19 protein-coding genes are annotated in these 18037 nt (G+C 67.1%); 11 read left to right on the top strand and 8 right to left on the bottom strand.

What is annotated here, in order from left to right; translation table 11 throughout:
* Positions 1 to 44 precede the first annotated feature (44 nt).
* On the top strand, positions 45 to 1169 hold the full coding sequence (locus tag CXQ91_RS18460) for an LLM class flavin-dependent oxidoreductase (protein ID WP_104175356.1): 1125 nt from the start codon (positions 45 to 47) through the stop codon (positions 1167 to 1169).
* Positions 1169 to 1630, top strand: a complete 462-nt coding sequence (locus CXQ91_RS18455; protein WP_104175355.1) for a MarR family winged helix-turn-helix transcriptional regulator — start codon at positions 1169 to 1171, stop codon at positions 1628 to 1630. Before CXQ91_RS18460 ends, CXQ91_RS18455 begins: the two co-directional genes overlap by 1 nt.
* 18 nt (positions 1631 to 1648) lie before the next feature.
* Here the strand turns inward: CXQ91_RS18455 and CXQ91_RS18450 are convergent, their stop codons facing one another.
* The gene (locus tag CXQ91_RS18450; protein ID WP_104175354.1) at positions 1649 to 2455 is read right to left on the bottom strand and encodes a transglutaminase family protein; all 807 of its coding nucleotides are present in this window, start codon (positions 2453 to 2455) and stop codon (positions 1649 to 1651) included.
* Positions 2456 to 2529: 74 nt separating this feature from the next.
* On the bottom strand, positions 2530 to 3336 hold the full coding sequence (locus tag CXQ91_RS18445; RefSeq protein ID WP_104175353.1) for a hypothetical protein: 807 nt from the start codon (positions 3334 to 3336) through the stop codon (positions 2530 to 2532).
* A 136-nt stretch (positions 3337 to 3472) separates the two neighbouring features.
* On the opposite strand from CXQ91_RS18445, the gene CXQ91_RS18440 reads away from it, so the two are divergent.
* The 4 genes from CXQ91_RS18440 to CXQ91_RS18425 all read left to right on the top strand — a co-directional run bounded on the left by CXQ91_RS18440 (position 3473) and on the right by CXQ91_RS18425 (position 6266).
* The gene (locus CXQ91_RS18440; protein ID WP_104175352.1) at positions 3473 to 4135 is read left to right on the top strand and encodes a DUF1684 domain-containing protein; all 663 of its coding nucleotides are present in this window, start codon (positions 3473 to 3475) and stop codon (positions 4133 to 4135) included.
* 75 nt (positions 4136 to 4210) lie between these two features.
* Positions 4211 to 4789, top strand: coding sequence for a DM13 domain-containing protein (locus CXQ91_RS18435; RefSeq protein WP_104175351.1), 579 nt, complete (start codon positions 4211 to 4213; stop codon positions 4787 to 4789).
* Between the two features lie 74 nt (positions 4790 to 4863).
* Complete coding sequence (locus tag CXQ91_RS18430) at positions 4864 to 5694, top strand: fumarylacetoacetate hydrolase family protein (RefSeq protein WP_104175350.1); 831 nt, start codon at positions 4864 to 4866, stop codon at positions 5692 to 5694.
* A 35-nt stretch (positions 5695 to 5729) separates the two neighbouring features.
* Positions 5730 to 6266 carry a GtrA family protein gene (locus CXQ91_RS18425; RefSeq protein WP_104175349.1) on the top strand — a complete coding sequence of 179 codons (537 nt, stop codon included), beginning with the start codon at positions 5730 to 5732 and terminating at the stop codon, positions 6264 to 6266.
* An 18-nt stretch (positions 6267 to 6284) separates the two neighbouring features.
* On the opposite strand, the gene CXQ91_RS18420 is transcribed toward CXQ91_RS18425, so the two are convergent.
* From CXQ91_RS18420 to CXQ91_RS18395, 6 genes are all read right to left on the bottom strand, one after another.
* A complete protein-coding gene (locus CXQ91_RS18420) occupies positions 6285 to 7439 on the bottom strand; it encodes a cysteine desulfurase family protein (protein ID WP_104175348.1) in 1155 nt (384 codons plus the stop codon).
* A 6-nt stretch (positions 7440 to 7445) separates the two neighbouring features.
* Positions 7446 to 8360, bottom strand: a complete 915-nt coding sequence (nadC, locus tag CXQ91_RS18415) for a carboxylating nicotinate-nucleotide diphosphorylase (protein WP_104175347.1) — start codon at positions 8358 to 8360, stop codon at positions 7446 to 7448.
* Positions 8357 to 10135 (bottom strand): FAD-binding protein, encoded by a 1779-nt coding sequence (locus CXQ91_RS18410; RefSeq protein WP_104175426.1) that lies wholly within the window; start codon positions 10133 to 10135, stop codon positions 8357 to 8359. Before CXQ91_RS18410 ends, nadC begins: the two co-directional genes overlap by 4 nt.
* A gap of 11 nt (positions 10136 to 10146) precedes the next feature.
* The gene (gene nadA, locus CXQ91_RS18405; protein WP_104175346.1) at positions 10147 to 11463 is read right to left on the bottom strand and encodes a quinolinate synthase NadA; all 1317 of its coding nucleotides are present in this window, start codon (positions 11461 to 11463) and stop codon (positions 10147 to 10149) included.
* The gene (locus CXQ91_RS18400) at positions 11460 to 12170 is read right to left on the bottom strand and encodes an NUDIX domain-containing protein (protein WP_104175345.1); all 711 of its coding nucleotides are present in this window, start codon (positions 12168 to 12170) and stop codon (positions 11460 to 11462) included. Before CXQ91_RS18400 ends, nadA begins: the two co-directional genes overlap by 4 nt.
* Before the next feature lie 143 nt (positions 12171 to 12313).
* Positions 12314 to 12784 carry an Lrp/AsnC family transcriptional regulator gene (locus CXQ91_RS18395; RefSeq protein ID WP_104175344.1) on the bottom strand — a complete coding sequence of 157 codons (471 nt, stop codon included), beginning with the start codon at positions 12782 to 12784 and terminating at the stop codon, positions 12314 to 12316.
* A gap of 172 nt (positions 12785 to 12956) precedes the next feature.
* Here CXQ91_RS18395 and CXQ91_RS18390 point away from each other — a divergent pair, with 172 nt between their 5' ends.
* The 5 genes from CXQ91_RS18390 (at position 12957) to CXQ91_RS18370 (ending at position 17880) form a co-directional block, all read left to right on the top strand.
* Positions 12957 to 14342, top strand: a complete 1386-nt coding sequence (locus CXQ91_RS18390; RefSeq protein ID WP_104175343.1) for an amino acid permease — start codon at positions 12957 to 12959, stop codon at positions 14340 to 14342.
* Between the two features lie 358 nt (positions 14343 to 14700).
* Complete coding sequence (locus CXQ91_RS18385) at positions 14701 to 15669, top strand: thiamine pyrophosphate-dependent enzyme (RefSeq protein WP_258074124.1); 969 nt, start codon at positions 14701 to 14703, stop codon at positions 15667 to 15669.
* Positions 15662 to 16726, top strand: a complete 1065-nt coding sequence (locus CXQ91_RS18380) for an alpha-ketoacid dehydrogenase subunit beta (RefSeq protein WP_104175342.1) — start codon at positions 15662 to 15664, stop codon at positions 16724 to 16726. The genes CXQ91_RS18385 and CXQ91_RS18380 overlap by 8 nt, the downstream gene beginning before the upstream one ends.
* Positions 16719 to 17048 carry a biotin/lipoyl-containing protein gene (locus CXQ91_RS18375; protein WP_043482513.1) on the top strand — a complete coding sequence of 110 codons (330 nt, stop codon included), beginning with the start codon at positions 16719 to 16721 and terminating at the stop codon, positions 17046 to 17048. The genes CXQ91_RS18380 and CXQ91_RS18375 overlap by 8 nt, the downstream gene beginning before the upstream one ends.
* Before the next feature lie 4 nt (positions 17049 to 17052).
* Complete coding sequence (locus CXQ91_RS18370) at positions 17053 to 17880, top strand: alpha/beta fold hydrolase (protein WP_104175341.1); 828 nt, start codon at positions 17053 to 17055, stop codon at positions 17878 to 17880.
* Positions 17881 to 18037: the final 157 nt, after the last annotated feature.

Here is an 18037-nt window from a genome sequence, read left to right as displayed (position 1 = left end):
CTGGAACAAGACCCGGAACAGTTCGGAAATCGGAAAGGCACATCATGCAGATCGGCGTATTCAGTGTCAGTGACATCACCACTGATCCCACCACGGGCCGCACGCCCACGGAACACGAGCGCATCAAGGCGTCCGTGGCCATCGCCAAAAAAGTCGAAGAGATCGGTATGGACGTCTACGCCATCGGCGAGCACCACAACCGGCCTTTCTTCTCCTCCTCCCCCACCACCACGCTGGCGTACATCGCGGCGCAGACAGAACGCATCATCCTGTCCACTGCCACCACGCTGATCACCACCAACGACCCAGTGAAGATCGCCGAAGACTTTGCGATGCTGCAGCACCTGGCCGACGGCCGCGTGGACCTGGTCATGGGGCGCGGCAACACGGCCCCGGTCTACCCCTGGTTCGGCAAGAACATCCAGGACGGCATCGAGCTGGCCATCGAGAACTACAGCCTGTTGCGCAAACTCTGGGATGAAGACACGGTGAACTGGTCCGGCAAGCACCGCACGCCGCTGCAGAACTTCACCTCCACTCCGCGCCCGCTCGACGGCGTGGCCCCCTTCGTGTGGCACGGCTCCATCCGCACTCCGCAGATTGCGGAAGTGGCCGCGTACTACGGCGACGGATTCTTCGCCAACAACATCTTCTGGCCCAAGGAGCACTACCAGCAGCTGATCAGCCTCTACCGCGAACGCTACGAGCACTACGGCCACGGCAAGGCCGACCAGGCCATCGTAGGACTGGGCGGACAGTTCTTCATGCGCAAGAACTCCCAGGAGGCCGTGAAGGAGTTCCGCCCCTACTTCGACAATGCGCCCGTCTACGGCCACGGCCCCTCACTGGAGGATTTCACGTCGCAGACACCCCTGACCGTCGGCAGCCCGCAGGAGGTCATCGAAAAGACCCTCACGTTCCGTGAGTACTTCGGCGACTACCAGCGCCAGCTCTTCCTGATTGACCACGCGGGCCTGCCGCTGAAGACCGTGCTGGAACAACTGGACCTGTTCGGCGAGGAAGTCCTGCCGGTGCTGCGCAAGGAGTACGCGGCCCTCACGCCCGCCCATGTACCGGAACCGCCCACGCATGCAGGGCGGGTGGCAGCGCGGATGGCTGCCCAGGTGCAGGAGGACACCCTGAGCAAGCCGACGGCGCAGGACGCCTGATGGCCGCCCAGCCAGGCGGGTCGCCTGTACGGCTCGCCGCCGAAACCTGGGAATCGCTGTTCCGCGCCCAGGTGGCGGTGATGCGCAGGCTGCAGTCCGGCCCTGCCTTCAAGGAACTGGCGGTCAATGAATACGACGTCCTGTTCACGCTCTCCCGCTGCCCCTCCGGCTGGCTGCGCCTGAACGAGCTGAACGACAACGTGCTGCTCAGCCAATCCAGCCTCAGCAGGCTCGTGGAGAGACTGGAAAAGCGCGGACTGCTGGAGCGGATGCCGGCACCCCAGGACGGCCGGGGTGTCCTGCTGAAGCTGACGGACGCCGGCCGGGACCTGCAAAAGCAGATCGGGCGGGAGCACGTACGCGACATCTCCGCCCTGATTACTCCGGCGCTGACCGCCAGCGAACAGCGCGAGCTGCTGCGGCTCACCGAAAAACTGCGCGGCGCCGTGACAGGGCGATAAGAGGTACGGGGCAGTGCCTCAGGTGATGGCGACGAGCTTCGTGGGATCCTCCACGGGCAAGTCGCCGTCCACCACGGCCGTAACGCGAAGCTCCCTCAGGGACAGGCTTCCGCCCACGGTGGACAGGAAGGCCGTGTCCGAGGAGTCCCTGCCGGCGGTGATCCTCAGCATGCTCTCACGCGGGGCGAGGCCGGTGGGGTCGATGACGTACCAGGCACCGTTGATGTAGGCCTCGGCCACAGCGTGGAAATCCATCGGGCTAAGCCCGGGTGCATAGACGGCCACGAGCCTTGTCGGGATGTCCTTGGACCGCAGCAGGGCGATGGCCAGGTGCGCAAAGTCCCGGCACACGCCGCGGCGGTGCAGGAGTGTCTCCACCGCTCCGTCGGTCCCGCGGGAGGAGCCGCTGACATAGCGGAGCTCGCTGAAGACCCAGTTGCGCACAGCATGCAGAAGCTCTTCGCCCTGGGCCCCGCCAAATTCCGCATAGGCCGTGGGGAGCAGCCTGTCGGACTCCGCGTAGCGGCTGGGCCGGACGTAGCGGATGAGCTCCATGCGGTTCGGCTCTTCCGGAACCGCCAGTCCGGAGACGGCAGCCGTGTACTCCACCGTCACCTCCGTGGGTTCCGCGAACTCCATGTAGTGGAAGCGCCCACCATGATGGTCGGACAGTTCCGTGACGGGAACCTGGTCCGCCCCGGACGTCACCGAAAGGGTTTCAACGAGGGACGAATACCCCGGGTTCCTGGCTACGGAAACCGCCAGTGCGACTTTGGTTTCAGCTACGGTTTTGAAGACGAGCCGGGCGGCTACGCTGCGTTCCATGTATCTCCGGGTGTGAGGTAGCGGCAGAACAGTCCCCAGTGCCGGCCGGTTGGGTTTACAGGAGGGCGGCGGGACTAACTTTTGATCTTCAGAGACATTAGCATCCGCTGGACATTCGCGAATTCGGACCCCTCGTTGACGTACTTGGCAGCCAGGTCCAGGGTATCGAACGCCTTGGCGGGGGCCACTTTCTCGTCGGTCGCGAAGGTCTTCAGTGCGGTCAGGTCACCGAACGAGACGTCCCCTTTGCCTTCGGGTCCGCGGACGATGTTCTGGAGGGCGCAGGCCCTGCCGTCGCTTCCTCCCACCACGTTGGTGATGCCGTAAGAGCCGAAGAACCTGTATCCCTGAATGACACGGAACACCACATGCGGGGCAATGAGGCCCTCGCCCTCACGGTGCGGCAGGTCCACGGGGACGCTGCTGACCACAACATACGGCTTCCGGTCGGCCTCAGCGCAGGGGACGGCGGACGGCGATGTCAGGCCGGTCTGCAGTGTGGCCAGGTAGTTGCCATTGGCATCCTTGACCTCGATCTTGAGGGCGCCCGGAAGCGTCCCCTGGTCCGGCGTGACTGACTGCGCGATCCAGTCCTGGGGCAGTTCAAAGCTGACGTTCTTGGCGGAATCGGAGAAGACCTTCCATGCCGACGCCGTCGCGCCGGGGGGCGCGGATTCCGTACCCGTGGCGGAGGCTCCGGGAGTTGTTCCCGCTGCCGACGCCGACGGGGTGCCCGCCGGCGTCGCGCTTTCCGTTGGACTGCTGCCCGCCGTCCAGGCGGGTTCGCCCTTGCCGTCGCCGCTGCAGCCGGACATCACCGCGGCAACAACGATCAGCGCCGTGCCAAACCGGGCCCTCCGGGCCACTGCCTTGCCTGTCATGAGGCAAGCGTAGCCGCGCCGCCGCCGGAGCCCCCGCGTTCCGGACGGAGTGTTGTTGCATCCGCGCCCGCCGCCGCGGGCGGCGTTACTCTTGCGTGCGGGGTTTCCCGCCCGCAAAGAGGGATACGCTGGGGACATGGCGGAACAGCACTTTGACGCGGACCAGGACAGCGTGGCGGACATCTCGGCCCTGGACATTGCCGACTGGCGGGTCCGGACGTTCGCCATGTACCAGGACGTCCGCAGAATCGCCGCGGACAGCCCCGCCGAGGCTCACTCGTATTGGCGCCAGGAACGGGACCGGATGTTCGGCACCCACCCTGCCTCCGCCCTCACTGCAGCGGACAAGGCTACGTTCAGCGGACTGCGGACCGCCGATTACGACCCCATCTACCGGTTCCACGTGCCCCTGACAAAAGAGGGCGCGGGCCGCGAAATGAACGTCGAGACCGCGACCGACGGCGTTGTCAGGTTTGTGCGGCTGGGCACCTTCGACCTGCCGGAGATGGGCCAGCTGGCCGTCTGGAAGCTGCACGGTTACGGCGGCGGCATCTTCGTGCCGTTCCGGGATGCGACGGCGGGCCAGCCCGGCGGCAGCTACGGCGCCGGGCGCTACCTCCTGGACACGATCAAGGGAGCCTTCCACGGAGTCCTGGGATCCGGTCCCGACGCCGAATTCATCCTGGACTTCAACTTCGCGTACAACCCGTCCTGCGCCTACAACGAAGCCTGGGCGTGCCCGCTGGCGGGTCCGTCCAACCGGCTGGCCGTAGAGATCCCCGTGGGCGAACTTTACTGACACGCTCCCGCGCCGATAGGGAACCGTAAGAAAAACCGCGGGACGCCACGCTCGCACCGCATTTAGCCTTTGACTATGGTAAAAACCCGACGACGTACCCTCCTGGCCTTGGCCTCCGCGGCTTTCCTGGTGTCGCTTGTTGCGGGCATGGGACTGTTCCAGCCATGGCGGCTGTTCACCAGCAGCTCGATCGATGAACCCTTGACGCCGGGCCCTGCCGCCACTTCACCGGCCGGTTCGACGCCAGCCGCTTCGACGCCGGCCGTTTCGACGCCAGCCGCTTCGACGCCGCCCGCTGCTACGGCAGCCGCACTGCCCAATGTTCTGGCCACAGGGCCGTTCCAGTCCCAGGAACATCCCACCTCAGGCAGCGCGAGCCTGGTGCAACTGCCTGACGGTTCGCATGTGGTCAGACTCGAGAACCTTGCCAGCAGCGACGGCCCCGACGTCAAAGTGTGGCTCAGCGACCGCGAGGCAGGCGGAGACTGGTTCAAGTACCGTTCCGGCAGGTTCCTGGATCTCGGCCCAGTCAAGGCAACCCACGGCAACCAGAACTACGCCGTCCCGCCGGGAACGGACCTCAGCGGGCTGGACACCGTGGTGCTTTGGTGCGACAGGTTCAGTGTGGCATTCGGATCTGCCGCCCTCGCCTAACGGCTCAGATTTGTGCCGGCAGCTTGCGGACGACACACTGCACCCAAGCGCCGGACAGGACGTAGGATGTCATGATGACCGCCATGCAAACGCGCCGAATTGCCCGAGTCCGTCCGCACTCCCCTGCCTCGGAGCTGGAACAGTTCTTCGTGGCCAATGACGCCCAGGATTTTGCCAGCGATGCGGGAAAGGTCTGGACGGTAATCGATAGCCCGTTCCCCGGGTCCCTGGCGAACGCCGGGGCTCCTCCGCGGACAGGCTGGCAGCACGGATCCACGGTTGGCGAAGACTCATTCATCTTCCTTGCGCCCAGCGTTCCGGCCAACGTCCTGGGCATGGCCCACAACACCGGCCAGGCGGGCCGGGACCTTCCGCCCCAGGCGTTCCACAAGGCGGCCACCAGCGTGGTGGGACCGGGCGATGCGATCGAACTCGCGCCGGGCGTGGGGCATGTGGACCCGGAAGCGGAACTGACTATCGTCGTCGGGCGCCGGGCACGCGGATTGACCCTGGAAAATGCACGGACAGCCGTCCTCGGCTTTACCGTTGGCAACGACGTCACGGCCCGCGAGCTGCAGAAAACGGACGACCTGTGGATCAGCGCCAAGAGCCAGGACACGTTCACGCCGGCGGGACCGTGGATCGTGACGGGCCTGGACAGCGGCGCGCTTTCCATCGGTATCGTCCACAACGGCAAGGATCTCCGGCATGCCAGCTCAGCGGACCTCGGCTGGGACGTAGACGAAATCCTGGTCTATCTGACGTCCTTCATGACGCTGCACCCCGGCGACCTCGTCCTCACGGGGTTCCCCGCCGAAAGCGCGCGGCTTCACCCCGGAGACACCGTCACGTGCCGGGTGGAGGGAATCGGCGAACTGACGAACCCGGTGAGGGCCTCAGCCTGACGGGAATCGGCGCTGCCGTATGGCAGGCTTGCTGGATGGAGTCACCTGCTGCGACCGCGGCCCCGCTGACGCAACAGCCCGGTTCCGGCGTCCACATGCCCGATGCCCCCGCTCCCGGAGCTGCCCTCCGGCGCTTCCCCGCCACGAAGCACTACCCGGGCATCCTTCGTTTTCCCGCAGTCCGGCAGCTCCTCCGGTTCACCGGCGTAGGCATCGTGTGCACGGTGACATCGCTTGCCCTGTATGCCCTGCTGCGGCCCTGGCTGGGACCCCAGCTGTCCAATGCCGCAGCGCTGATCATTACCTCGGTGATGAACACTGCCCTGAACCGGCGCCTCACGTTCAGGATCGCCGGACGCGGAAAAATCGCCAGGGACCATCTCAGCGGACTGGTTGTCATCGTGATTGCGCTGGTGATCACGGGCGGCAGCCTTGGCGTGCTGCACTGGCTCAATCCCGACGCCACGATGTCAGACGAGCTGTGGACCACCACGCTGTCCGGGTTCCTGGCCACGGCCGTGCGGTTTGCCCTGTTGCGGCACTGGATTTTCCGCCGCGCACGGCACCGCTGACGCCCAGCGAGGTGACGCCTAGCGGATGCCGAGCGCCAGCACGCTGCCGACGGCGTTACGAACGGCTGCTGCCGCTTCCTGCAGTTCCGCCCCCGTCACTGTGGCATCAAAGCTGAACCGAACGGCGGTCTGGGCGACTTCGGCCGGAATGCCCATCGCCAGCAGCACCGGCGAGGCAGCGTCGGATCCGGCCGCGCAGGCCGACCCGCTGGAGCAGACCACGCCCTGCCGCTCCAACTCAAGGAGCACAGACTCCCCGCTGGTTCCGGGAAAACAGAACGAAGCCACCGACGGCAGCCGGTTCTGGGGGTGACCCGTCAGTTGTGCGCCGGGAACGCCGGCCAGGACCTCCCGGATGAAGTCGTCCCGCAGGGCGGCAACCTGCGCAGGCAGGCCCTGGTCGGGGCGGACCAGCGACAGTGCGGTGGCCAATGCCACGACGCCGGCAACATTCTCGGTCCCCGAGCGGCGGCCGCGTTCCTGCCCGCCGCCATGGAGGAGCGGTTCAAGCCGGGTGCGGCTCCGCACGAACAGCGCCCCGTTGCCTTTCGGTGCGCCCAGTTTGTGCCCGGAGATGCTCATGGCGTCCACGCCCAGCAGTTTCGTGTCCAGCGGGAGCCAGCCCGCGGCCTGGACCGCGTCGGTGTGGAATGGAATGCCGTGTTCACGGCTGAGGGCCGCGAGCTGCCGGACCGGCTGGACAGTTCCCACTTCGTTGTTCGCGTACATGATGCTGACCAGCGCCGTCTCCGGCCGGAGCACGGCGGAGAGGGCCTCCGGCGTGACCTGCCCGAAGCCGTCCACCGGGACGACATCAACGGCAAAACCGTGGAACCGTTCGAGGTACCGCGCCGATTCCTCAACCGCGGGATGTTCGACGGCGCTGATCACCACACGGTTCAGGGTCGGGTCGGCTGCCTGCCTGGCCAGGGCAATGCCCTTGACAGCAAGGTTGTCCGCCTCGGTGCCGCCGGACGTGAAGGTGATCTCTGCCGGCCGGCAGTTCAGCACCTTGCCGGCGTCCGTCCGGGCGCCGGCGAGCGCCGCCGCGGCGGACTCGCCGAGCGAGTGATGGCTCGACGGGTTCCCGAAGTCGCCGGTGAGGTAGGGCCACATGGCTTCCAGTACCTCGCGGCGGACCGGCGTGGTGGCCGCTGCGTCCAGGAAAATCATGGCGGGTCAGCCGACCGTCAGCTCAACGTCGAGGCCCAGGTCAAGGGCGATGACGCTGTGGGTGAGGCCGCCGATCGAGATGACGTCCACGCCGGTGGCGGCGATAGCGGCCACCGTTTGGAGGTTGACGTTGCCGCTGGCCTCCACCCGGGCCCGTCCGCCGACCAGGGCCACGCCGGCAGCCAGCTCCTCGAGCGTGAAGTTGTCCAGCATGATGGTGTCCACCCCGGCGGCGAGGACCGGCTCCACCTGGTCCATGCGGTCCACTTCAACCTCGAAGTGGGTGGTGTGGCCGAGCTGGGCCCTGGCCGCCCTGAGCACCGCCGTGAGTTTCGCCGGGTCCCCTCCGGTGATGACCGCGAGGTGGTTGTCCTTGGCCAGCACGGCGTCCGACAGGCTGAAGCGGTGGTTGGCACCGCCTCCGCAGCGAACGGCGTAGCGCTCCAGCACGCGCAGGCCCGGCGTCGTCTTCCGTGTGTCCGTGATCCTGGCCTTGGTCCCCTGGACGAGGTCCACGAATTCGGCGGTTTTTGTGGCGATGGCACTCATCCGCTGGACCAGGTTCAGTCCTACGCGTTCCGCCAGCAGGACTGCCCGGGCGTTGCCGGTGACCCTGGCGAGCGCCGTCCCGGCGCCGAACCTTTCGCCGTCCGCCACGAGCACCTCGACGACGGCGTCCGGGTCCGTGAGTTTCATGGCGGCGGCGAACACGGTTCCCCCGCTCAGGACACCCGGGACACGGGCGTTGAGCACCGCCGTCGCGCGTGCTTCCGCCGGGATGAGGACCTGGGAGGTGATGTCACCGTACGGAGCATCCTCGGCGAGCGCAGCCCGCAGCACACCCAGCACGGCGGCTTCGGGAAGGCTGCCGGTGAGCTCAACGGCCGTCAGGGCCGGCGTTTCCTGGGCGGTGGTGGTCATGAGGAAATCCTTTGCATGGAATGGGTGGGGGCTGACGCGTGGTCCGTATCGGCCCGGTAATGCGCGCCCACGGATACCGTCCGGTTCCGGGCGGCGTCCACAAGCAGCCGGGCGGCCAGCAGCAGGTTGCGGTCCTCGTACTCCCGCGGGTCCCGGGCTTCAGTGGAGCCGATCGAGTCCGTCCAGACGGCAAGCTGCGCGGCTGCGGCATCGAGTTCCGGCCCGGTGCGCAACACCCCGGCAGCACTCGTCATCAACCGCCCCAGAGCGTCACGAGAAAACGGCCCGGACTCGGACTCAACAATCCCCCACTCGGTCGCGTCGTTCTGGTGCGTTTCCGAACTGCCACCCGAAGCGAGCTGTCCGTCGTCGACTGCGGGTGTTCCGGAAGCGTGCGTCAAGGTGAGGCCGCCCGCGGCCGAGGCAGCACGCGGAGGAACGCCCGCAGGCGACACCCAACCCGCCCCAACCGACGGGTCGTCACCAAGGAAGGCCTCAACGGCGCGCCGGCCGAATACCAATCCTTCGAGGAGCGAATTGCTGGCCAGCCTGTTGGCGCCCTGGGCGCCGGTGCAGGCCACCTCGCCTGCTGCGTACAGGCCCGGGACGGAGGTTCGTCCGGCCAGGTCGGTTGACACCCCGCCCATCCAGTAATGGGCTGCCGGGGACACCGGGAGTGGTTCGGCGGTCCAGTCGTAGCCTGCCGCCCGCGTGGCGGCGTTGATGGTGGGAAAGCGCCGCGCCAGGAAGCCGGAGCCTCTGGCGGCCTCTATCCCCCGGGCGTCCAGGAACACCGGGCTGTCCGCGGGAGCCCCGGTGCGGGCAAGGTGCAGCGCGATGCTGCGGGAGACGACGTCGCGCGGGGCAAGCTCGGCGTCGGGATGGTAGTCCGGCATGAAGCGGTGCCCGTCGGCGTCGAGGAGTACCGCGCCTTCGCCGCGGACAGCTTCGGAAACCAGCAGTGGCGGCGGCCCTCCTGCCGTCTCGCGCATGGCCATGGTGGTGGGGTGGAACTGGAAGAATTCAAGGTCGCCCACCGCGGCGCCTGCACGCCAGGCGAGCGCCAGTCCGTCCGCCGTGGCAACGGCGGGGTTGCTGGTGCGGGCGAAGATCCTGCCGGCGCCGCCGGTGGCGAGCAGCACGCCCGCGGCCTCCAGGCTCTTGAGTTCGCCGTTCTGAAGGTACTCAACCCCGGTCACCCGGCCGCCCGCCGTCGTCAGCTCCGTGACGAACGCGCCGGTTTCCAGCCGGAGCCGGCCGGACACGGCGCGTTCCAGGACGGCGGCGATCAGGCCGCGGGCAATACGGGCGCCGGTGGCGTCCCCGCCGGCGTGCAGGATGCGCGGCGCTGAATGGGCAGCCTCCAGCCCCAGCGCGGTGTCCCCCTGCGCATCGGCGTCGAAGGTGACTCCGTACCGCCGCAGCCCTGCGATGTCCTGTGCTGCTTCCGTGCAGAGGATCCGCACGGCTTCCCTGTTGTTCAGTCCGGCGCCGGCTGCCAGCGTGTCTGCGACATGGGCCTCCACGGAGTCGCCGGGGGCGGCCTCGCCGGGTTCCAGCACGGCGGACACGCCGCCCTGCGCGTAGAACGTATTGCTGTGTTCCAGCTGCCCCTTGCTCAGCAGGACCACCTCCGCCGGGGCGCCTCCGTCGGCGTCGGCCGCCAGCAAAGCCGCGTACAGCCCGGCGATGCCGCTGCCCACCACCACGAGTCGGCGAGGAGCGGTGCCGCCGTTGCGGGTCGCACCGCTGTCGGCCGCGGTCGGCCGGTCCACACCGGCCCTGGTCACGGCCGCGCCGCCAGCATCCGCTCGAGGGCCACCCGCGCCGGAGCGGCAACGTCGTGATCCACGGTGATGCGGTTCAGGGTTTCGCCATTGACCAGCGCTTCCAGCACCCAGGCGAGGTAGCCCGGGTGGATCCGGTACATGGTGGAGCACGGGCAGATCACCGGGTCCAGGCAGAAGATGGTGTGCTGGGGGTACTCCGCTGCCAGCCGATTGACCATGTTGATCTCGGTGCCGATGGCAAACGTGGTGGGTTCCGTGGCGGCGGCGATGGCCTTCTTGATGAAGTCGGTGGATCCGGCGGAATCGGCGGCGTCCACAACTTCCATGGGGCATTCAGGGTGGACGATCACGTTGACGCCGGGGAAGTCGGCGCGGGCCTTCTCGATCTGGGCCACGTTGAAGCGCTTGTGCACCGAGCAGAAACCGTGCCAGAGGATCACGCGGGAATTGAGCAGGGTCTGTTCGTCGTTGCCGCCGAGGTCCTTGCGCGGGTTCCACATGGGCATCTGCGCCATCGGCACGCCCATGGCCTTGGCAGTGTTGCGGCCCAGGTGCTGGTCGGGGAAGAACAGGACCCGCTGGCCGCGCTGGAAGGCCCATTCAAGGACGGTGGCGGCGTTGGATGACGTGCAGACGATGCCGCCGTGCTCCCCGCAGAAGCCCTTGAGGGCGGCGGAGGAGTTCATGTAAGTGACAGGGATGACCGGAACCCGGCCGTCGGCGTCGGGCTCGGTGCCGTAAAGCTCTTCGAGCTGCTCCCAGCATTCGGTCACGGAATCGATGTCTGCCATGTCCGCCATCGAGCAGCCGGCGGCGAGGTTCGGCAGGATGACGGCCTGGTCAGGCTTGGACAGGATGTCCGCGGTTTCCGCCATGAAGTGCACGCCGCAGAAGATGATGGCCTCGGCGTCCGGTTTGGTCAGTGCGGCATTGGCCAGCTGGAAGGAGTCGCCCACGAAGTCGGCGTACTCAATGACCTCGTCCCGCTGGTAGAAGTGGCCGAGGATGACGGCTTTGTCCCCCAAAGTGGCCTTGGCCGCCCGGATGCGTGCGTCCAGTTCGGCGTCGCTGGCCTTTTTGTATTCCTCGGGCAGCTGGCCCTGGCGCGGGGTGGCGGCAGGGGCAACATCGGTGCTCGAGGCACCCGGGCCGTATGCGGGCACACCGGCGAGGGCCTCGGCGAGATCGTAGTCCCATGGTCCGCGGGCCAGTGCCGGGCTGCAGGTGGCGGCGGCTCCGGTCGCCAGACCCAGAGCTTTCTGTTCGGCCTGTTCGCGAGTGATCAACTGGATTGCTGTGTTGACGCTGCTCATGGTGTGCTCCTGTTATCTGGGTCAAGGCCGGGGCGGCCGGTAAAGCGGTAGAGGCGGGGAGGGCGGTGCTTGCCGCCCTGCAGGTAGTCGCCGGTTTCTTCGATCTCCGGCGTGGACTTGAGTTGCCGGCGGAAATTGGCGGGGTCCAGTTCGCGGTCCAGGACCGCTTCGTAGACTTCCCGGACCTGGGCGAGGGTGAAGTACTCCCCCAGCAGGTGGTAGGCAACGGAGCCGTAGGCCAGCTTGTTCCGCAGGCGCCAGAGGGCGTAGTCCACGATCGGGTTGTGGTCGAACGCCAGGTCTCCCAGGCGGTCCGCACGGAACCACCTGACGTTTTCGGACTCGTCGGCGAGCGCTGCTTCCGTGGGCTGCACCAGGGCCCAGTACACGATGGACACCACGCGCTGCGTCGGAGAGCGGTGGAGCCCGCCGAAGGCGTAAAGCTGCTCCAAGTAGCTGGGCGCCAGACCGGTGGTTTCCCGCAGGTTCCGCGACGCCGCGTCCTGCAGGGATTCGGCGTGGGTCAGCGGGCCTCCGGGCAGTGCCCACAGTCCTTTGAACGGTTCGCGGATCCGGCGCACCAACGGGATCCACAGGGTGGGGCGGCCGGACTTCTCGCTGGGGCGGAGGGCGAAGATCACCGTGGAAATGGCCAGCGACGGCGGTGCGGCCTGCCGCTCGGCGACGTTGGCTGAGCTTGTGTACACGGCGGTTCACCCCGCTTTCCTCGCGCCCGGCGGCGCCTCTGGGCTTCATCAGGCACCCGCCTGCCGGGCGCCTTGGTTAGTTATAGTCAAACTGACTAGAACTAATGGTACGGCTGCCGGGCCCGTAGGCAAAATGTTTCAGGTCACATTGCGGCGGCCGCTTCGAGCAGCGGCAGTGTCCGGCCCTCGAAGTGCGTGTTCAAGACAATCACGGACGAGGACCTCAACACCGTCCTGGTGGCGATCATGGCATCCAGGACGCGCTGCAGGTCGGGGTTGGACCTGGCCGCGATCCGGGCCATCAGGTCCGAACTGCCGGACACGGTATGGATCTCGATCAGTTCGGGGATGCGGGCCAACGCTTCGACCACCGCATCATGCCCCAGGTCCTGGTTGATAGTGAGGGAACAGAACGCCACCACCGGGTAGCCGAAGTGGGCCGGATCCGGCTGGGGCACCCACGACCCGATGACCCCGCCCGCGGTCATCCGGTCCAGCCGCGACTGGACGGTGGCACGGGCGATCTTCAAAACCCGCGAGGCTTCAAGCACCGAGGCCCTGGGCGAATCCGTGAAGAACCGGACAATTTTGGCGTCCACCGCGTCCACATTCATCGAATTTCCTTCCACGCTGGCCGGCCAGGTCACAAATCACCGAATAAAACGACGACGTACCTGCAAACTGCCACCATGCTCTCATGAACGGTGCGCGAAGAGCCGTGCGGGGGCGGTAAATTCAAGTTGTCCCAAAAGGACCACACCACCGACCACAAGAAGGTTCGCAAGCATGACAATGAAGTCCACGGCAGTGCGCCCCACCACAAGTCTCGGGCACAGCATGAAACCCCGCCAGCTCACCATGATGGGGCTGGGAAGCGCCATTGGCGCCGGCCTCTTCCTCGGCTCGGGAGCAGGCGTCCAGGCCGCGGGGCCTGCCGTACTGATCTCCTACCTCGTAGCCGGCACACTGATCATCCTGGTGATGTGGGCCCTGGGCGAAATGGCCGCCGCCAACCCGAACAGTGGCGCCTTTTCCGTCTACGCCGAGAAGGCCATGGGCCGGACCGCAGGGGCCACAGTGGGCTGGCTGTGGTGGCTGCAGCTGGTAGTGGTGATCGCGGCCGAGGCCCTCGGCGCGGCCGGCCTGCTTTTCACCGTGTGGCCGGTTATTCCCGTCTGGGTCCTGGCCCTGGCGTTCATGGCCCTCTTCACCACCATCAACCTGGCGGGCGTGAGCAACTTCGGCGAGTTTGAGTTCTGGTTCGCGATCCTCAAGGTGGCCGCGATCCTGCTGTTCCTGGGCGTCGGCATCGCACTGCTCCTGGGCCTGCTTCCGGAAGTGGCGAGCCCGGGCCTGGCCAACGTGACCGGAAACTTCGCCCCCGAAGGCCTCGGCGGAATTGCCGCCGCGCTGTTCGTTGTGATCTTCGCCTTCGGCGGCACGGAGATCGTGAGCGTCGCGGCCGCTGAAACCGAGAACCCGCGCCACAGCGTGGGCCAGGCCATCCGCACGGTGGTGTGGAGGATCCTCGTGTTCTACATCGGCTCCGTCTTTGTCATCGCGGCCGTCCTGCCCGCCACGTCCGAATCCCTGGCGTCGCCGTTCGCCGGCGTCCTCGATGCCGCCCGAATCCCCGGCGCCGGCACAGCCATCACCCTCGTGGCCGTCATTGCGCTGCTGTCCGCACTCAATGCGAACCTCTACGGCGCCTCCCGGATGATCTACTCCCTGTCCGAACGCGGCGAAGCCCCGCGCTTCCTTTCGAAGCTGAACAAGGCCAGGGTGCCGATGGTCGCCGTCGGTGTGTCCGTGGCCTTCGGCTTCATTGCCGCCGTGCTGGAGCTCCTCTTCCCGGAGCAGATCCTGCCGGCCCTCTTCCAGCTCGTGGGCTCCACCTGCCTCATGGTCTGGGGCTCCGCCCTCGTCTCGCAGCTGATCCTGCGCCGCCGGGCTGACCGCGACGGCACTGAACTTCCGCTCCGCATGAAGGGCTTCCCGGGCCTGACGATCTTCGGGCTGGTCCTGCTGGCCCTGATCTTCGCCGTCGGTTTCAGCAACGCCGATAGCAGCCGTCAGCTGGTGAGCACCATCATCCTGATCGCCGCGATTGCCGCATCGTGCCGGATCGGCGCCAAGGTCGCCGGATCGCGCCAAGGCAGCCCAACCCCGTAACTGCACCCCAGCCGAGTCGCAGCCCAACTAGGTCGCAGTAGATGTCGTTATGCGCGCGCAAAACGACATCTACTGCTACCTAGTTGGGTGCCACGGCCTGCGGACCAATCCCGATTCCATTAGGCAAATTGCTATGCGGTTCGGCTCAACTGATGGCAGCTTTCGGCAATTTGGTCAGTGATTTCTGAGCTGATTGCCCAGCCTTTCAGGGGTGACTAGGGTCACAGCTATGGATACCCCGCTTTCCCCGACCGCCGGCAACCACGCCGTTCCGCCGTCGGAACCACACTCCGAGCAACTGTTCGGCCCTCCGTCCGAGCCGCTGACCGCCGGCCAGCTCCGCGAACTGTATTCGCTCATGGTGGCCGTCCGGCACCTGGATACCTCGGCCATCGCCTGGCAGCGTCAGGGGCTCATCCCCGGCTACGCGCCCGAACTCGGCCAGGAGGCCGCGCAGGTGGGAAGCGGCTACGCCGTGGACACCACCCGCGACTTCGTCTTTCCCACCTACCGCGAAATGGGCGTGGCCCGGGCCATGGGAGTGGACATGGTGGCGTACATGTCCACGCACAAGGCAACCTGGCACGGCGGGCTCTACGATCCCCAGGAATCCCGGCTGGCGCCGATCCAGGCAGTAGTGGGCGGCTCCGTGCTCCACGCCGTGGGCTGGGCCCACGGCCAGACGCTGGCCGGCACCGCCGACGCCACGCTCGGCGTGGCCATGACCTACTTCGGCGACGGCGCCTCCTCCCAGGGCGATATCCATGAAGCCATGAACTTCGCGGCAGTCATGAAGGCTCCCGTGGTTTTCTTCGTCCAGAACAACGGCTGGGCCATTTCAGTCCCCACCGCACGCCAGGTGGCAGGCGGCTCCGTCGCCGCCCGCGCAGCCGGGTACGGCATCCCGGCGCTGCGGATTGACGGCAACGACGTCGTCGCCGTGGTCGAAGCGACCCGGAGCGCCTTCGCGCACTGCCGGGCAGGGAACGGCCCCGTGCTGATCGAGGCCATGACCTACCGGCGCGGCCCACACTCCACCTCAGATGATCCGGGCCGCTACCGCTCCCTCAACGAGGAGCGCGACGGCGCCGGGGAGGACCCGCTGGAACGGTTCCGGAAGCGGCTGCTCGCCGACGGCGTCGCTGACGAGGCCTTCTTCGCCGAAGCCCTCGCAGCAGCCAAGGCCGAAGAGGAAGAAATCCGCGCCGGCATCCAGGCGCTCGGCTCCCGACCCGGCGGCGAAATGTTCGACCTGGTTTTCCAGGAAACCACGCCTGCACTGCAGGCCCAGGCAGCCAACTGGCGCGAGGAGTCCGAACATGTCTAACGCCATCCTTGAAAGCGAGGCCGCCATGGCCGATGGAACTCCACGCCGCGGAGTCGAACAGCTTTCCATGCAACAGGCGCTGAACCGCGCCCTTGACGAGGTCCTGGCCGGGAATCCGAAAACGCTGATCTTCGGCGAGGACTGCGGGCGGCTGGGCGGCGTGTTCCGCATTACGGACGGGCTCCAGGCGAAGTACGGAACCGGCAGGGTGTTTGACACCCCGCTCGCCGAGTCCGGGATCCTCGGCATGTCCGTGGGACTGGCGATGGCCGGCTTCCACCCGATCCCCGAGGTCCAGTTCGACGGCTTCGCTTATCCGGCGATCAACCAGATCGTCTGCCAGATCGCCCGGATGAACTACCGCAGCCGGGGCACCATGCCGATGCCCATCACCCTGCGCGTGCCCAGCTTCGGTGGCATCCGCGCCCCCGAACACCACGGCGAAAGCCTCGAGGCACTCTTCGCCCACGTTCCGGGCCTCAAGGTGGTTTCGCCGTCGAACCCGCACGAGGCCTACCACCTGCTCAGGTACGCGGCCACCCGGCCGGACCCGGTGATCTTCATGGAGCCGAAGTCCCGCTACTGGCAGAAGGGCGAGGTCAACTTCGACTCAGCGGACCCGTCCGGCTCCCGCACCGGCGCCTCCCCCACCGGTGCCAAGGTCATGCGCGAGGGCCGGCACCTGACCCTCGTCGCCTGGGGTGCCATGGTGGCCCGCTGCCTGCAGGTGGCCGAGCTCGCCGCCGAGGACGGGATCGACATTGAAGTCCTGGACCTTCGCTGGCTGAAGCCCATCGACGAAGCGGCGCTGACGGCGTCCGTGCGGAAGACGCGGCGCGCCGTCGTCGTCCATGAAGCGCCGCTGACCTCGGGGCTGGGCGCCGAAGTGGCCCAGCTGATCACACAGGGCTGCTTCGACACGCTCAAGGCTCCCGTGGAGCGAATCACCGGCTTTGACGTCCCGTATCCCTCCGGCGACCTCGAAGACGAATACATCCCGAACATTGACCGGATCCTCTTTGGCATCCAGCGAGTATTGGAGTACCGCCGTGGCTGAAATTTCCTTCCCGCTTCCCGACCTCGGCGAAGGCCTGATCGAGGCGACAGTACTGGAATGGCTGGTTTCACCGGGTGACCAGGTGGAACGGAACCAGCCGCTCGTCGAGGTGGAAACCACCAAATCGGCCGTTGAACTGCCCAGTCCGCAGGCAGGTAAAGTGGTGCGTATCCACGGTGGGCCCGGCGACAAGATCAATGTCGGCGAGCCCCTGATTGTGTTTGAGGTGCCGGACAACACCGCCGGCATCGTGGGCACGGTCCCGAAGGAAGAGGCACCGAAGCGCCGGGTCCGCCTGAGCGCCGTACTTGATGAGGACTGACACCATGAGCGGCAGGCACACCGGCGAGCAGCACCACCACACCGTGGAGGGCACCGACCCCCAGCTTTACGTGGAGGTGCACGAGCCGGAGACCGACGCCGGGCTGCGCCCTGTCCTGCTGCTGCACGGATTTTCGTCCTCCACCAGGCTCAACTGGCAGGACACCGGCTGGCTGGCCGCCCTGCTGGAAGCCGGCCGCCGCGTCATCACCGTGGACCTGCCCGGCCACGGCCGCAGTGGAGCCCCGGAGGACATGGACTCGTACAGCCCGAGCAGGATCCGGGCGGACCTCCTGCAGGTGGCGTTCGACGCCGGCGCCCGTCCTTTGCGGGACGGTGACCCGGTCAGCGGTCTCGACGTGATCGGCTACTCCCTGGGGTCCCGGCTCGCGTGGGAATTCGGCGCCACCCAGCCGGAACTGGTTCACCGGCTGGTGCTCGGGGGCCCCAACATCGCGGACCCGCTGGCCGCCTTTGACCTGCTGGCCGCGCAGCTTTACCTGGCGGACGGCACACCCATCGCGGACGAGTCCACTGCCGGCCTGCTGAAGATGGCCCAGGGGCTGCCCAGCAACAACATCTTTGCGCTGCTGTCCCTCGTGGAGGCGATCAAGGGCGAGCCCTTCGACCCGGCCGAAGCCATCCCGCACATGCCCATGCTGCTCGTGGCCGGCGAAAAGGACGACCGCGCCGCCACCATGCCCGAGCTCGCCGAACTGGGCGCCAAGTCAGGGGCCCTCGTGGAGCAGCTGCTGATTCCGGGCCGGAACCACAGCAACGTGATCACCAGCAGGGCGTTCAAGCAGGGCGCTATCGACTTCCTGAGCGTCTAGTTCACGGGCCGGTTCGCGGCGGATGCCGGGCGTCTAGACGATATGAAGTGAGGGGTGCAGGTTCCGCCCGTCCGGGGTCGGGCCATTATCGCCGGGCGGGCCCGCAGCGCCGGCTTGGGTGTAACCCGTGTCGTCTGTGTGGCAGGCGGCGCTGCGG

Origin of the sequence: Arthrobacter sp. Y81 (genome assembly GCF_002929335.1) — a bacterium.
Lineage (GTDB): Bacteria > Actinomycetota > Actinomycetes > Actinomycetales > Micrococcaceae > Arthrobacter.
Note: the sequence above shows the minus strand (reverse complement) of the source record. Positions and strands in the feature narration are given on the sequence as shown.

Coding starts and splice junctions, on each gene's coding strand:
- CXQ91_RS18460 (WP_104175356.1), top strand. CDS start 45: ATGCAGATCGGCGTATTCAGTGTCAGTGACATCACCACTGATCCCACC.
- CXQ91_RS18455 (WP_104175355.1), top strand. CDS start 1,169: ATGGCCGCCCAGCCAGGCGGGTCGCCTGTACGGCTCGCCGCCGAAACC.
- CXQ91_RS18450 (WP_104175354.1), bottom strand. CDS start 2,455: ATGGAACGCAGCGTAGCCGCCCGGCTCGTCTTCAAAACCGTAGCTGAA.
- CXQ91_RS18445 (WP_104175353.1), bottom strand. CDS start 3,336: ATGACAGGCAAGGCAGTGGCCCGGAGGGCCCGGTTTGGCACGGCGCTG.
- CXQ91_RS18440 (WP_104175352.1), top strand. CDS start 3,473: ATGGCGGAACAGCACTTTGACGCGGACCAGGACAGCGTGGCGGACATC.
- CXQ91_RS18435 (WP_104175351.1), top strand. CDS start 4,211: ATGGTAAAAACCCGACGACGTACCCTCCTGGCCTTGGCCTCCGCGGCT.
- CXQ91_RS18430 (WP_104175350.1), top strand. CDS start 4,864: ATGACCGCCATGCAAACGCGCCGAATTGCCCGAGTCCGTCCGCACTCC.
- CXQ91_RS18425 (WP_104175349.1), top strand. CDS start 5,730: ATGGAGTCACCTGCTGCGACCGCGGCCCCGCTGACGCAACAGCCCGGT.
- CXQ91_RS18420 (WP_104175348.1), bottom strand. CDS start 7,439: ATGATTTTCCTGGACGCAGCGGCCACCACGCCGGTCCGCCGCGAGGTA.
- nadC (WP_104175347.1), bottom strand. CDS start 8,360: ATGACCACCACCGCCCAGGAAACGCCGGCCCTGACGGCCGTTGAGCTC.
- nadA (WP_104175346.1), bottom strand. CDS start 11,463: ATGAGCAGCGTCAACACAGCAATCCAGTTGATCACTCGCGAACAGGCC.
- CXQ91_RS18395 (WP_104175344.1), bottom strand. CDS start 12,784: ATGAATGTGGACGCGGTGGACGCCAAAATTGTCCGGTTCTTCACGGAT.
- CXQ91_RS18390 (WP_104175343.1), top strand. CDS start 12,957: ATGACAATGAAGTCCACGGCAGTGCGCCCCACCACAAGTCTCGGGCAC.
- CXQ91_RS18385 (WP_258074124.1), top strand. CDS start 14,701: ATGGTGGCCGTCCGGCACCTGGATACCTCGGCCATCGCCTGGCAGCGT.
- CXQ91_RS18380 (WP_104175342.1), top strand. CDS start 15,662: ATGTCTAACGCCATCCTTGAAAGCGAGGCCGCCATGGCCGATGGAACT.
- CXQ91_RS18370 (WP_104175341.1), top strand. CDS start 17,053: ATGAGCGGCAGGCACACCGGCGAGCAGCACCACCACACCGTGGAGGGC.